The following is a 14625-nucleotide window of genomic DNA, read 5'->3' on the forward strand; positions in this document are numbered from 1 at the left end:
TTACGAGGCGCACCGCATCAGGTATCGGAAACGAGCCGGTCCTTTCAGGTTCTGGCCTTGACAGTCGGGCCAGGCTTGCCAAATTGTTCATCAAGCCCCAGGTGAGGCCTGGCCAGGAATGATCCCGCCAGCTTTCGGCCATCATCATACGCCGGTTGTGCGGCCTGCCACTCAGCTAAAGGCGGGTTCACGGGGAGGTTCACCATGAACTTCGTTCCATGCCCTAGTTCACTCAGCACCTCCACGTAACCACCATGCTCTTGCACAATTTGATGGGCAATGGTCAGGCCAAGGCCGGTCCCCTCACGTTCGCCGCTCTCATGTTTGGTCGTGTAAAAGGGATCAAAGATGTGATCGAGATCCTGCGGCTCGATCCCAGGCCCGCTGTCTTCTACTTCGATCTGCACCCAGGGCTCGTTCACCGGCTTGACCAACCTCCTCGTCCGCACTGACAGTCGGCCACCCTGCTCACTGCCGATCGCTTCCATGGCGTTAATGAACAAGTTCAGCAACACCTGTTTGATTTGCTGCCGGTCCAGCTTGACATACGGCAGGTCGGCCTCGAGCTCTTTCTGAATCGTAATGGCTTTGCTGCTGGCCTTTACCTCGATAAAATACAGACAGGAGGACACGACGTCATTGAGATTCTCCTGTGTCAGCTTCGGCGTCATGTAGCGGGCATAATCCAGAATTTCATGCACCAATCGCTCAATCCGCTCCACGTCTTCACACACCACCTGACTGAATTGTTCCATAAACTCCACGTCATCCCGTCGATCCGGTGCCAATTGCACGAATGTCTTAATCGAGGTCAACGGGTTTCGAATTTCATGGGCGAACCCCCCGGCCATCGTTTCCAGCGATCGTAGCCGATCGGTTCGGCGCATCAGCAATTGTGAACGCCGGAGGTCCTCGTACAACAAGGCGTTGTCGATCGCAATGGCGGCATGTTGTGCCAGCGTCTTGAGCAGCGCCAGTTCCTCGGTGGAATACATTCCATGATTCGCGCGGCGCCCCAAATTGCAGAATCCGACGAGCCGTTCCTTGCTGACCAGGGGAATACACACCTCAGATTCCAGCCCCTTCAAGGTATCCAACAGTCCCAAGTGATCGGTATCGGCTTTGTCATATTCGATTTCTTCCCGGACCAGTGCCGTCTCCGTTCGAAGCAACACTCGCGGAAATTCACTCTCCATCTTGATGGGAGGCACAATGACATTGCGAGTCACAAACCCATAGGACGCGGTCAGACTGTAGACACCTTGCTCGTTATCAAGCACATACACCGACGCGGTCTTGATGTTCATGACACGGGCGAGCGTTTGCACCAGTTCCTTCGTGAGCGACTTCAGTTCCAGAATCGCCACGAGAGACCTGGAAAACTGCACCAGCGTATCGTAGGCGTCGTACCGTTCCCGAAAGAGGGTTTGCCCGATCGCGCGCTCCACACCTTTCTGGAGGTTCGCCAAGCCGCTGGAGACAATCACAAACAATCCGAACAGCACACCCGCGAGTAAATAGTGAAACGTGCCGGTAAAAATTCGAATCACCAGCAGAATCATCATGTAGGCCGGAATCAGCCCCATCAGTTTGATCGACAACATGACCTTGGGGCGGCTCGGAACGAACGAGATGTCCATCAGTTCGTATCGAGCAATCGCGTACGCCACAACCGTCACGGACAGCCCCGCCAGCAGATAGCCGACCGGATAGAAATTCACGCCGTAATTCTGAAGAAAATCCAGCGAGGCGAGGAATCCCAATGCAACGGCGACGAAGGTATATTTGAGTTGCGCGCCAAGGAGCGGGGTAGAGGCGAGATGGAAGCGGTAGCCTTGATACAGTCGGTAGGCAGAGAGACCGCCCCCCGTGACCACATAGGCCACCAGCCATGGGTGGAGGAAGCCGGCCTTTGGGTAGCGCCCCCACTGATAGATATACTGGCCTTCTACCAGATACGGCGTGAACAGCAGGCCCCAGAACAGCGCGCCGACCAGATAGTTCCAGAGAATGAATCGATCCTGCACCGCCCCCCAGGCGAGTCGCTGCGCGAAGTGATAGGTCAAGGCGGGCAGAAACACGACTCCTGTATAGATCACCCGCACCCAGAACAGCGCCTCATCCTCGCGTGACGCCGAGAACAGCATAAAACAGCCGAACAACCACAGGCAGGCCGCACCACACACTGCACTGAAGACCGTATTGGAAGAAGAACGAGGATTGTTGCTCAGGACCCAAAAAGCACAAATCAGAAATAATGTCCCGGCCAACAGTGGGGGGGTGGATTGCCCCGTGGCACGATTGCTGAGGATGGCCCCGATCGACGTCGCCACGACGATGATCGCCAACACGATGGCATACCCGAGGCCCTTGTTCAGCACCACACTGATGTTCATCAGGCGATACCGAACAATCGTATAGGCCATCAACGCGGTGTAGACCGTGATCAGCACCGTACCGTACGGCAAGAGCGGAATCCCGTACCAGAGGGGGAAATTCGTCGCACCGCCCGCGTATCCGATGACACTGGCCACCAGCATGTACGCGTACTGATGACGCCGGATTCCGTTGGCATCCCGCAAGGCCACGCCGACCAGCGAGGTGGCGTAAACGACATACCAGAGGAAATACAGCAGAAACGGGTGAAAAAACGGTCCCGGCACCGGCCAGAAGGAGAAGGACATCGCGGGACGCACGCCCGCGACAAACCAGGGCGTCGTATCCGCCAGCAGAAAGAATCCGGCCAGGGCATAACCGAGCTTCAACGCTCGAGCATGACGTGCCGTAATATCGAGAAAGGTGACCGTGTGGTGGAAATACAGGACAGGAATGAGGGACGCGCCCGCCATCACCAGGCGCAACAGGATGACCGCAAGATCTTTCGACTCGGTGAGCTGCCAGCCGCAGTAGAAGATGCTCCAGAAGGCAATGCTCAGACAGTACAGCCCGTAGATGCGGTTGCGGGCTGCGGCAGGATCCCGGAAATAGACAAACAGTCCGAGGCCTGTCGCAGCCAGCGCATTCACCAACGCGCTGAATGCGAGCACTTTCATATCAGGTACTCTGGCATGGCCCGAGTCGCGTCATCATGCAGCAATCGTGACATTGGCCAGACCCTTGTCGGCCACGGCAATGAGCGCTTGATTCCCGAACGTGGAATATACACGCGGGCGGGACACACCCGCAGCGCGTAAGAGTCCTTCGAATTCAGCCTGGTAGTGGAAATGAAACGTGCCTTCGCCTTCGCGTTCCTTGATTCTACCAGAATTATCAAGGAGACGACGGCCTTCCTCGATTTGATCCGGCGTCTGTGCCGTATCCACGAAATTTCGATAGATGGCCGAAAGGTCGGCATAGGGTTTGAGATTGGAAATTACCAGCCGTCCGTGAGGAGCCAACACGCGCAGATATTCCCGAAGCGTCGACAACGGATCACGCACATACCCGAGCACGAGGTTGCACACGACACGGTCAAAGGACTGGTCGGGAAACGGCAGCGGATGTTCCAGGTCCGCTTGGCACAGGCGCATCGACATCGGCACATAGGCCCGCAGCCCTTCGTAGAACTGTCCCTGCAGCGTTGATCCGACTTGCTCGAAGTTGACCGTGGCCTGTGCCAACGCCGCCGGCACAAAATCGAGTCCCACGTAATCAGGGGAACGGAAATTCCCCCGACGGGCATATCGCTGCCGGAACGCCTCATTGAGCAGAAGGAACACGCCGAAGTTGCCGTTCCCGCAGCCCGCATCCAGAATCCGTTCCCCCTGGTGACAATCGCCCATTAAACGATAGAGATGATCCATCAGCCGCCAGAAGTCGGCCACGTTCGGGATAGTCTGAAAATTTTGCAGATAGTCCTGCCAGAAAGCCACGTGGTCGGATTTTCTCATCGGCCGGCGCGTCTTGCTCCGCTCACGTTCAGTCCGATTCTGCGCCCCGATCTCGCGATGTGAGGGCTCCACGATCCGTTCCTGACGCCGCTCCGGCCACAACTCCTGCTGACAGCAGACGGCGATTTGGCGATACACCGTCCGAGCCTTTCGCGGACTTTCCTGGAGTCGATGCAAGGCACCGGGGACTTCAAAGGAGTGGCGCAGGTTCGGACCAATCGCCTCAGCCACGGAAGCGATGGACGCCGGATCAACCCAGGCATCCTGCTCGGCATGGAATAACACCACCGGGGTGTGCAGACGCTCGGCATCGGACTGTGTCGTGGATAAATCCGCATACCCGGCCTGAACCGCATGTTCAAGCCAACGATCGGCATCGATCGTCAGCCCAAGAATATTCACCACGCCCTTGCGCACACCCGCTAGATGCTCACCGATCAGATCCTCTTGGTGGACCGCCTGCAACGTATGCCGGACATCCATAATGCCGTTGATCAACATCAGTAAGCGCACGTGGGGGACACGCCCCGTCACCTTGAGAGCCACGCGTCCGGCGAGGCTGGTGGCCACAAGACCGATGGGGCGACCAGGCCATTGACCGGCCACATGGTCGAGCACGGTCTCCAAATCGGTCTCCATGTCTTCAAGACGGAATTGCGTGACCAGGCCGTCACTCTCCCCAACATGATTGACATTGTCATATCGCACGACATGAAAGCCGTTGCCCGCGAGGTAATACGCCAGCGGCACATAGTCGCGTTTGCTCTCCCCATATCCGGGAGCCAAGATCACAATTGGCGCATCGTCGACCGAGGCCGTGCGCGAACGGTCATGGCACAGCACGATTCGGTCGCCTGAAGGCCGGGCACATTCCGAAAACTCACTGATGACGGAGGGACCTTCCGATCGAGACTCCACGCCTCCGGCCGGGACCTGCGCCAGTAGATGTTCGATGACATCTTCGGCCTCCTTCGCAACCGGAAGAAACCGCACTCCCGCCAACACGGTCCGCTCTGCCACTGGAACACACCCCGGACGCGCATCGGCCGAACCAGGCTTCGTCCAGACTACCTCACCCACCACCGAACAGAGCCCGGACGGCATGACATCCCCGGACATGCCCTGAGGAGCGCTGGCTGATGTCCACCGCAGTTCAAGCTCAGAGCCAAGCACATCCTCGTCGACCGAGAGACGGACACAGGCGCCATTCGATGTGAGATCCGTCGTCAATGCCTCGGAACAGAATCGCCCCCCCGCTTGATTTCTGAGACTGACCTCCGTGCTCAATCCGACGACCACCCGTGGTTGACGTCGCCGTTCGTGGCGAGGACACTCAGCCCCCCGCACAAGCGCCAAGCGAGCCGGAGCGATCGGTGCGGTGGACGCGCCGGCTTCGATCAAGGCCTCCTCCTGCTCCTGGGCAACCAATACTGCGGTCACACGAAGTTCCTTTATCCCGGTATGCCCCTCGCTCAGTAATGCCGCCAACACCTGCTCGTCGGCGGCGCTCAGATGAACAAACTGGATGGCCAAGGTCATCGTGGCCTGCACCCTCCCCAACCCGAGCGCATCTTCGGACGCGCGGATACCGCAGACCATGCCCACACTCTCGACCCCGGCGGCTTCCCGGCCGAGGCTCAGCATCATCTGCTGATTGAGCATTGCGGGAATCTCCGAGGCAAACTCCATCGAGAGTCCACCGAGGCTGATGCTCCTCGTCGTCCCCTTCCACATCTGTCCTTGGAATCGAAGCTGGGTCAGCACACGAAGCGTCAGACGGCGAGAAGCACGCCGCTCAGCGATGGAGAGCGACCAGGCCTCACTCGTTTTTTTCCTCTCAGGGGCCGAAGCGATTTGGCTATCCTCAGGCCCGCAAGGGCCGATCACAACTTGTTTTAAATTGCGCGTCGCGACCTGATTCGACATACATCCTCCCCGGAAAGATTGAACGCTGGTCCATCCATCGCCTGGTGATGCAGGCTGAGTGATCATCGTCGCCCGTTTACGCATTGAGCTCCGGGCGAGGCTGGACTCTTGCAAGCGCACGAACGATTCCAGAGAGACAGGGTGATGTCGAGCAATCGAAACGGGGGAGGGTAAGCGGCACGCACAGCCTCAGTGTAGGCACACAGCGACCACTCAAAGTGGCGTAGATTCGAAGGTTATTCTAGGGAATTAGACATATTTGTCAACTCATCTGACGGAAAAAGTTTGGCGGGCTACTACAAATAACCTAGTTGTTCCCTATAGGGCCGACCGTCCGTAGCGTTCTCGGCTTTCGCGCCGTTCGCACCATCTCAGCCAGTCAGCCCACTGACGTGTGTCACGATCCTGACACACATGTCGGCACATCGGTCGTCTCATCTCCCGCCAATTCCTGCTGAGTTCATGGTGAAAGACCGGTGAGTCCCGCCGCCTGCAGCAGGAACCCACGCTGGTTGCTTTGACCGTGTGGTTATGCTACCCACTGTGCCTGACCTCTACCTTATGCACATCATCATGCGGCCTTCACACTTCAGGCGTCATGCGACGCTCGTGATCCTCCTGCTTACCGGCCTCCAGTTCAGCTGCCAACGCGCCCTGCCGGTCACCGATGGGTTTCCCCACCAACAAGGGCTCCGGGGAAAGTCAAAACACGAGGTGGTGGCCTGTGCGGGAACTCCGCTGCAGGAGCGAGAGGAGGGGACACTCACTACTCTCCGATACTACAAGGAAGCGCCGCTCTTGGAAGAGTCCATGGTGGGCTCGAAGAGCAGCCGTCCGACCGTGCATCATGGCTGCTGGGCTACCGTCATTCTGCAGAATCAACGAGTCGACCAGGTTCGCTACCGCTTCGTGCCGAGTTCTGTGGATGCCTCAAACGATTGCGAAGAAATCTTCGCCAACTGCCCCGAATGATGCGACTTCAACACAAGGGGGGGCGGCTTCTCTGGTTGGTGCTCTTGTCCTGCTGCCTCCCGTTCCCGACGTACGGGCCACAACCTGCCCATGGGCTCGAAAAATATGGGCGACCGCTCCCATCCATGGACGAACCGGAACACGAAGCCAGGGAGGAAGAGGAAACGCTCTTCGGCGGATACTTGCTGACGGGCGCCTTCGTCAAAAACCCCACCTTTGCCGCCAGGCCGGACAATACGGGCCTCGTGGGAATGCGCCACATGCTGCATCTCGAAACTGATCTCTACAAACAATACCTCACGTTTTACACGGATCAGAACTTTTTCTCGGACCGCACCAGCGGCTGGATCACGCTGTCGGAATGGGATGCCACCTTTGCCTTCACGGGTGTCATCGACCGGTTCAACTGGCGCCTGCAATACGAGCGCGATGCCCCCCTCGACCGCCGCGGCCTCAAGCAGGCGTATGCGGACGCGCTGGTGACCGCGCGCTTTCAGGCCACCCAGGATTCCACCTGGTGGCGTCGAACCTTTCCCAATCAGAACCTCACGGCCTACGCCGGAGCCGGCTGGCTATTTCACAACAGTCAGTACTTTGCCCGCCCGAACAACACCGGTCGTGCCCTGTTCCGCTACGTTGCCCATGCCGACCTGGATCTATACAAGAACAAGCTCGTGCTCTATGCCGACACGAACCTCTTTACCGACCGGGAAGCGAGCAATACCCTAAACCCATCGGAACTCGACTGGATCGTCGGCATTGCCGTGCGTTGGAAGGACACGGAGCTGTCCTTCTACCGGGAAGAAGACCGGCCGCTCGATCAATCCGGGCTCGTTCAAAAGTATTATGCCGTGCAACTGCGGTTTGCGTTTGATGTATCCAAGGGGGCGATGGAACGGGTCGGTCTCAAGAGGTAAGGCGGGGAACATCGCTCTCGCTTCCGTGCGGAACGCAGAGACGCCCATCCCAAAAGATTCAGCTGCCGCTCAACCAGCATCGTGTGGGTCCGGCAACACTGACCTCTCGGCGAGATGGCTGCGGACATCCTGCACATAGGTCCTGAACGGATCGGCCATAAAGAAGGGCACGGCACCCCGCAGCCTAAAATTCGACCAGTTAATAATGTAGTCGTACGACGCGTGGTCGTCGTATTCATGCGGGGGCTCCTGTTCCGGTTCGGCCCCGCCGCCGGCCAAGAGATGACGGACCAACTCCCCGCGGCCGAACGCGCGGGTGTTTCGAGGCGGATGGTCCTGCGCAAGTTGGACAACCTTCTCAGTCGTCAACCGTGGCGCGCGCCCCTCCTCCTCAAGCCCGTAGCAGAGCCCCCGCTCCGGATGCAGATTGTGGTATTCAAGATCGAGACTCTTCAACATGGGATCATCCCAGGCGACCTGCTCCGCGTCCCGATAGGTGTCCAGCAACCACAACTTCGAGGCCCAATCGATCCGACCCACCAGCGTCTCGTATCCACGTCGCAGATCGGCCAGCACCGATTCCCACTGAGCGAGCACCCAATCGGTTTCTTCGTCCTGCCCCCGACAATGGCGTTGCGCCGCGGCAAGAAATTGCTCCTGCACATCGATGGCAGAGATGGACTGCCCCGACTCCAGTCGCACGATCCATCGGCGCTCCGGATCACGTGAAATGTCCTGCAACGCCTCGACCGGCTCACTGATCCCGAGTCCGCGTGGCGCCTGCCCGGCTTCGATCAGTTGCAACACCAATCCCGTGGTCCCCATCTTCAACGCCGTGGCGTACTCGGCCATGTTCGAATCGCCGCACAGGAGGTGAATGCGTCGATACTGATTGGGGTCGGCCAACGGCTCATCTCGCGTGTTCACAATCGCCCGGTTGTGCTGTACCCATTCGAAGAAGTCGTTTACGATGTAATCAGCTCGTTGGGAGATCTGGAAGGGCACGATCGAGCGGTCTTGGGCATCCCGCAGCCCTGGCCGATGCAAAATGAGCCCGCCGACCTGCACCCACTCATTGGGATCACTGGCACAGCCGATCCGCCCGGCGCCGGTGAAAATCTGCCTGGTGACCAAGAAGGTGACCAACGGCCCAAGCCCGCGCCGGGAGAAGGGAAACTGACGGCTCACCAGGTAGTTTTCATGCGAGCCAAACGTCGCGTCGGTTTCGTGGTCGATATTATTCTTGATCAGGGACACCGTGGCGTCCAAACCCAAGGCGGTGATGGCTTGCTGAATGATGCGGTCGCCGGCTCGATCCGAGGCCACCAGATCCGCCAGCGTGGTGCATTCCGGCGACGCATATTCCAGATGCCCCATGTCGATATAGAGCCGTCCGGCATTGGTCAAAAACCCGCCGTTGCCGGGCGGTTCATCATGACCGCGATGATGGAGATCGAGCAACCCACGCCGATCCACACGAAAAATGTGATCGCGAATACGTTGGGCCACCCACGAGGGGGAGTACTCAGGCCGATCCTGGTTCACCAGGAGGCCATACTCCGTTTCGAGTCCGAAGATACGATTCAACATACTAACCGATCAGGCAGAGCTCCCCGCCCTGATGCCGGACGGCAACAAGCCCCCCAACTCGTCGGGACGGAGCGCGCGGTATTTCGACGAACCGGGCCCGTTACGCTCAAGCAGAATACATTCCAAAGATTTCTCGGTCGCGATCTGCTGCACATGGGCCAGCAACGAGGCCTTGTCCGGCAAGGTCGACGCGTCACTCGCAGTGTTATCCGCCGACGTGGGACCGGAAGGCTCCTCCCCTTCCGCAGTATCAGAGGCAGCTTGCGCCAGAGAACCGACGGCCCAAGTACAGAGGGCCGCCTCAAGCGCCTGCCTCAACGGGACTTGTTCGAAGCCGGGTTGCGAATCCAGGTACCGCCCCATCTGCGCCTGGACGGCGGCGGTGGCACCCAACGCAGCCCAGCGACGACTCTCCTCAAACGTGCCGTCGTAATTGATGGTCAGGAACAGGTCCCGCTCCGGCCTGGTCCCCAACTCAGCCAAAAGAATCTTCACGATAAACGGCGCCTTGTAGATTTCTTCAAAGGCCTGCTTGATGGCGGGAGCCAGCCCATACTTCATCAATCGAGCGCCGGTCACATCGGACGGAGAGCGGTTGAATCCCTCGATGTGCGCCATCTCCAGCAGGGAGAACCGCAGCTTCTCCAGATCGGCTGGATGCCCCATGCCGCCAAGGGCAATGCGATCATAGATTTCATACAGCTTAGGCGTGCCACGGCTCGCCGTCAGCATCAGAATACCGTCGGCATAGGCGGACGCCACGACCGGCGTGCCTTTCGTAAACTGCTCATCGAGATAGTGCCGTCGGTTGCCGACCGCCTCGATCCATCGATAGGGTTCTTCGTACATCAGATGTCACCTTTATCAATCATCACGCCGGTGCCGTCGCGCTGAATGAACCTCGTGGCTTACCGCACGCGCAACACGTCCTGTTCGTAGAGTCGTTTCAAATCGCCATCCGCAATGACACGGACACCGGCCTGGGTGATCAACTTCACCACCGGATACAGGTTCAGTTCCCGATTGACCCCGCCCGTCGCCGAGTCGAACTCCGCGGCGCTGGAGAGCAAACGTAACGCCTGAACCGTGGCCTGTTCTTCCGGCAAGGCCGCCAGTGGCTGCGGGCCCCAGGTGTTCTGGTAGTGCAGGATGCCACGGATCGTCGGTGAGCCGGACCCGGACACGGCATACTCCACCGCTTCAAACTCGGCGCCGAGAATGTCGTAGAAATAAATCTTGGCCGCGCCCTGCTCATGGTCATACCCAGCGAAGACGGGCACGACGGCCCCGGTGCCCGCCAACGCGGCAGGCACATTCTCCTTGAGCAACTTGGACACGGCGCGAAGCTTGCCCTCAAAACTCAACTCCTGCAGCTGCGTGCGACGGTAGTACTTGAACGAATGTTCCAACACACGCACCATTTCGTAGGCGGTGGCTGGAACGCCCGCGATAGCCATCACACTGTACCGATCAATCTCCAGCACCTTATCGGTGCGGTCGTACATCACCATGTTGCCGGCAGTTGCCCGGCGATCCCCCGCGACCAACACGCCGTCACGATACTTCAGGGCAAGAATCGTCGTCGCAGTCGGCACCTCAATGCCGGCGGCCGCCGCCACCGGATTGCCGAACTGATAGCCCTGCTCTTTCAACAGCTGAAAAAAATCCCCCTGCATACCCATCTCTCTACCCTTTCCGATTCGTTCGCTCCCGTCATTTCTGGCGGACACAGAGATCAGGGCTTAGCTGCGCGCGTCCAACGAGGGCCTTCCGAGGCCGCGCGTTGCGCGAGCACAAACCCTGACTCGGTGGCCGGCCTCACTCTCCCGTCCGTTGCCGATATCGTTCCGCCTGCTTCGGATCCACCTTGCGCATCCGCTTCAAGAGGTTGTCCTTATCCGGCGAACCGGCGTCCGGGCGTCTCGGCCCCCCGCCTTCCTCCGATGGGGTCGGAGATTTCGGCATCGGATCACCGGGCGCTTCACGACGATCCGGCATCAACATATATCGCATGGCTATGAGTCCTTTCGTTTCGCCCAGGCAGCCAGGGCGTCGGCCGTCGAGGCCGCGGATTCCAACAGTGCCGCGCAGGCCCGTACGGCATCCGGCTCAAACAGGTCGCCCATCTCCAAGGTGCGCGACCGCAATCCCCCGCTGAACTGGACCCGCTCCCACTGCATACCGCTGATCTCTGCCGAAAACCGTCTGACACACAATCCGCGCAACCCTCCGCGGGTATCCGCAGGCCCGGCCGCCGACGCCTCCGCAATGTCGCGCTCGGTCGTCATGCGCCAGGTTTTTCCTTCCGCCTCTAACCCCAGAAACAGTCCACGCTCGGGATTCACATTATGATATTCCAGATCCAAGCTGGCGAGCCATGGATCCTCCCAGGTCAACCGCTCTTCGCGCATGAACGTGTCCAATAACCACTGTTTGGTCACCCAATCCAGCTTGCCGACCAGTTGGGCGCGATCCTGTCTCAGCAGTCGGAGCGTCTCGTGCCATTCGCGCAAGACCCAGTCCGCATCGGGATCACTGCCTCCACAGACCCGACTCGCCGCATTCCAATATTCCTCTTGAATGGCCAAGCCCGACCACGCCCGCCCGTCCTTGAGTCTCACCGTCGCCTTCAGTTCTGGATCGCGCGACAGTTGCTTGATCGCCGCCACCGGCTGTTCCAAATCCACGATCGGAGCCGCGCCACGCCGGAGCAGATCAAGCACCAGCCTGGTGGTGCCGACCTTGAGAGCGGTCGCGTATTCACACATGTTGGCATCGCCGAGGATCAGGTGCAGACGCCGGTACTTGGTTCGATCGGCGTGGGGCTCGTCGCGCGTATTGAGGATGGGGCGATTGTGCATCGTATCCACCCCCAATTCCGCTTCCATGAAGTCGGCCCGTTGCGAAAGCTGGAAGGAACCGGGCACATGCCCGGACTCCTGCGCTTCCATCCCGACTTTCCCGGCCCCGGCCAACAATTGCCGGCTGACCAGAAACGGCATCAGCCCGCGCACAAGTTGAGGAAAGGGCAACGAGCGCGGCACGAGATAGTTGTCATGGCAGCCGTAACTGTGGCCGTGAAAATCCGTATTGTTTTTGTAGAGCTGCACATGGGCCCCGCCGAGCTGTTGATTGCGGTGATCCGCCGCCCGCTGCACAATGCGCTCGCCGGCCCGATCGTGGGCTAGTAGATCCTTGAGCGTGCGACATTCCGGAGTGGAATACTCGGGGTGGGTATGGTCGTTGTAAAACCGGGCGCCGTTCGGCAACACCAGGTCACTTTTCATCTCGTGAAACGAGTAGGGACGGTGGGCATCCAGCTTGGCAAAGTCGTCCTCTTCCTTGTCCTGTTGCAGGCCTGAGACCCGAAACCCACGCGCATCTTCATGCGGATCCTCGCCCCGGTAGTCCCATCGCCGCTCAAAGGTCCCAGTCAGATGCGCGCGCACCAACTCCATCGACTCTTCGACCGGATCCACCGCGTCGAGGTCTTCTCTGGTGATGCCGTACTCGGTTTCAATGCCGAAGAGATGCATAATAGTCAGATAATCTGATTCACCAACCGCTCTTCCGAAGCCCGGCCGCGCCGGAAGGACGACACGCCGACCACTTGCTCCGGATGGTGATCCAGCAGTTTCAGCCATTCCTCTGCCGCATCATCAGGCGGCAGCATCTCCCCTTCACGATATTCCTCCTGCACCGCATCGAGCAGATCCTGAGCGCGGATGCCGTCACCGGATGGAGCGCCTGCCTCCGCGACCGCTCGCTCGATCGCCTGCTCCTTCGCCCGCTGCACGATCGAGGAAAGAATCGCGCCGCTGACCAAATCGCCCCGATACAGGACTTTGTTCTGCCCGTTCCTGAGCCGAATCGATAACACGCGATTCTGGTCTGTACGGGAGAAGAGCTGATCCACTACCTGTTCAATGACCGCACGGCGAGCGGCGGCGTGATCCTGATTGTGCCGATTCAGCAACTCATGATCCAGCGGCAGCGCCGCGGTCAGATAGACCGACAGAATCTCGACGGCCGCGTCGCGGTTCGGGCGCGCTACCTTGATCTTCCGATCGATGCGGCCAGGCCGCAGGATCGCCGGATCGATCAAATCCGGCCGGTTCGACGCCAGGATGATCACCACATCCTGCAGCGATTCAATCCCATCCATTTCGGCACAAAACATCGGCACGAGGGTGTTATTGATATTGAACGATCGCATCGACCGTCTGGTCCCAAGCACCGACTCCGCCTCGTCGATAAAAATGAACGGCAAGGCTCCTTCCTTGCGCCTGGTGCGCGCCTTGGCAAACAGATCGCGCACGATCCGCTCCGATTCGCCCAGCCACATATTCAAGATTTCCGGGCCCTTGATGTGCAGGAACGCGCCGCTCGTCACTGGAGGATGCTTGGCCTTACCCTCAGAAGCGGACTGCCCCTGCGACTCCCGCACCAACTGCGACAGGCTGGCCGCCGCCGCCTGCCCGATCAGCGTCTTGCCGCATCCCGGCGGCCCGTACAGGAGGAAACCCTTCGGCTGCGTAAACTGGTACTTCGAAAACGTGTCGGCATGCAGCAACGGATATTCAATCGCTTTACGAATGGCCTCGATCGCCTGATGCTGGCCGCCGATCTGTTCCCAGGTCACGCTCGGCACTTCATCCAACAGATGCGCGCGTGCCTGCCGGTTTTCGAATTTTTCGATCGCAATGCGGTGCGTCGGCTCAACCCGCACCTCATCGCCCGGCTTAAGGTCCGCTCCCAGCAAATCGCTGGAGCGCTGCAGAATCAGCGCCTGCCGCCCCGTATCCTGTTCGAAACGAATCCGACCGTCCGGCAGGAGCTCGGCGACTTTCAACACCGGCCCATTCCGGTCGTACCCGAGCGCCTTGATCACCGTATAGGCCTCGTTGACAAGGATCTGCGTGCCGATCTTCAGGTCTTCCACCGAGAGCCGGGGATCGGTATTGGCGTAATACTCTGCGCCGCCGACCACGATCCGGGCCACCCCCTCCCCTGGCAACTCCACGAGGAGGCCCACGCGATTGGCAGGCGCCGTCAATTTGGCAACGACATCATTGAGCTTCTTCAGCTCACCATCACGACGGTCGTGCGTCACCGATTGCGCCAGCACCACATGCCGCAATTTATAGAGCAGCTTTTGGCGGGGATCGCCGTCGGGAAACGCGGCTAAACATTCGTCTATCAGTTCGATCGGATCGGCCGACACCGAAGCGTCACGGGGCGGCGATTGATGCCCCCCAGCGGCAGGCTGATCCGGATTGCGATGGTCACTCATACTCTTCCTCCGGCTGGTCCAACTCCGGTCATCCTAA

Annotated in this window: 10 protein-coding genes; 2 read left to right on the top strand and 8 right to left on the bottom strand. The window is 59.3% G+C overall.

The window, feature by feature from the left end; translation table 11 throughout:
* Positions 1–44 precede the first annotated feature (44 nt).
* On the bottom strand, positions 45–3053 hold the full coding sequence (locus KJA79_RS01570; RefSeq protein WP_213040243.1) for an ATP-binding protein: 3009 nt from the start codon (positions 3051–3053) through the stop codon (positions 45–47).
* Positions 3054–3086: 33 nt separating this feature from the next.
* A complete protein-coding gene (locus tag KJA79_RS01575; RefSeq protein ID WP_213040244.1) occupies positions 3087–5816 on the bottom strand; it encodes an alpha/beta fold hydrolase in 2730 nt (909 codons plus the stop codon).
* 573 nt (positions 5817–6389) lie between these two features.
* Between KJA79_RS01575 and KJA79_RS01580 the strand changes: the two genes are divergently transcribed.
* Both KJA79_RS01580 and KJA79_RS01585 read left to right on the top strand, forming a co-directional pair.
* Complete coding sequence (locus KJA79_RS01580; protein ID WP_213040245.1) at positions 6390–6788, top strand: hypothetical protein; 399 nt, start codon at positions 6390–6392, stop codon at positions 6786–6788.
* Positions 6785–7705: a hypothetical protein gene (locus KJA79_RS01585; protein WP_213040246.1), complete on the top strand. Its 921-nt coding sequence runs from the start codon at positions 6785–6787 to the stop codon at positions 7703–7705. Before KJA79_RS01580 ends, KJA79_RS01585 begins: the two co-directional genes overlap by 4 nt.
* Before the next feature lie 69 nt (positions 7706–7774).
* Here KJA79_RS01585 and KJA79_RS01590 read toward each other — a convergent pair whose 3' ends face one another.
* The 6 genes from KJA79_RS01590 to KJA79_RS01615 all read right to left on the bottom strand — a co-directional run bounded on the left by KJA79_RS01590 (position 7775) and on the right by KJA79_RS01615 (position 14588).
* Positions 7775–9295 carry a proteasome accessory factor PafA2 family protein gene (locus KJA79_RS01590; protein WP_213040247.1) on the bottom strand — a complete coding sequence of 507 codons (1521 nt, stop codon included), beginning with the start codon at positions 9293–9295 and terminating at the stop codon, positions 7775–7777.
* A 9-nt stretch (positions 9296–9304) separates the two neighbouring features.
* Complete coding sequence (locus KJA79_RS01595; RefSeq protein ID WP_213040248.1) at positions 9305–10144, bottom strand: hypothetical protein; 840 nt, start codon at positions 10142–10144, stop codon at positions 9305–9307.
* Positions 10145–10203: 59 nt separating this feature from the next.
* Positions 10204–10977, bottom strand: a complete 774-nt coding sequence (locus KJA79_RS01600; RefSeq protein ID WP_213040249.1) for a proteasome subunit alpha — start codon at positions 10975–10977, stop codon at positions 10204–10206.
* Positions 10978–11113: 136 nt separating this feature from the next.
* Positions 11114–11308, bottom strand: a complete 195-nt coding sequence (locus tag KJA79_RS01605; RefSeq protein ID WP_213040250.1) for a ubiquitin-like protein UBact — start codon at positions 11306–11308, stop codon at positions 11114–11116.
* A 2-nt stretch (positions 11309–11310) separates the two neighbouring features.
* Positions 11311–12831 (bottom strand): proteasome accessory factor PafA2 family protein, encoded by a 1521-nt coding sequence (locus KJA79_RS01610; RefSeq protein WP_213040251.1) that lies wholly within the window; start codon positions 12829–12831, stop codon positions 11311–11313.
* A 5-nt stretch (positions 12832–12836) separates the two neighbouring features.
* Positions 12837–14588 (bottom strand): AAA family ATPase, encoded by a 1752-nt coding sequence (locus KJA79_RS01615; protein ID WP_213040252.1) that lies wholly within the window; start codon positions 14586–14588, stop codon positions 12837–12839.
* Between the last annotated feature and the right edge of the window lie 37 nt (positions 14589–14625).

Source organism: Nitrospira defluvii, from assembly GCF_905220995.1.
GTDB classification, from domain to species: domain Bacteria; phylum Nitrospirota; class Nitrospiria; order Nitrospirales; family Nitrospiraceae; genus Nitrospira_A; species Nitrospira_A defluvii_C.

Bases quoted from the DNA above. Each gene is read 5' to 3' on its own strand.
- KJA79_RS01570 (WP_213040243.1), bottom strand. From the start codon at position 3,053: ATGAAAGTGCTCGCATTCAGCGCGTTGGTGAATGCGCTGGCTGCGACA.
- KJA79_RS01575 (WP_213040244.1), bottom strand. From the start codon at position 5,816: ATGTCGAATCAGGTCGCGACGCGCAATTTAAAACAAGTTGTGATCGGC.
- KJA79_RS01580 (WP_213040245.1), top strand. From the start codon at position 6,390: ATGCGGCCTTCACACTTCAGGCGTCATGCGACGCTCGTGATCCTCCTG.
- KJA79_RS01600 (WP_213040249.1), bottom strand. From the start codon at position 10,977: ATGGGTATGCAGGGGGATTTTTTTCAGCTGTTGAAAGAGCAGGGCTAT.
- KJA79_RS01610 (WP_213040251.1), bottom strand. From the start codon at position 12,831: ATGCATCTCTTCGGCATTGAAACCGAGTACGGCATCACCAGAGAAGAC.
- KJA79_RS01615 (WP_213040252.1), bottom strand. From the start codon at position 14,588: ATGAGTGACCATCGCAATCCGGATCAGCCTGCCGCTGGGGGGCATCAA.
- KJA79_RS01585 (WP_213040246.1), top strand. From the start codon at position 6,785: ATGATGCGACTTCAACACAAGGGGGGGCGGCTTCTCTGGTTGGTGCTC.
- KJA79_RS01605 (WP_213040250.1), bottom strand. From the start codon at position 11,308: ATGCGATATATGTTGATGCCGGATCGTCGTGAAGCGCCCGGTGATCCG.
- KJA79_RS01590 (WP_213040247.1), bottom strand. From the start codon at position 9,295: ATGTTGAATCGTATCTTCGGACTCGAAACGGAGTATGGCCTCCTGGTG.
- KJA79_RS01595 (WP_213040248.1), bottom strand. From the start codon at position 10,144: ATGTACGAAGAACCCTATCGATGGATCGAGGCGGTCGGCAACCGACGG.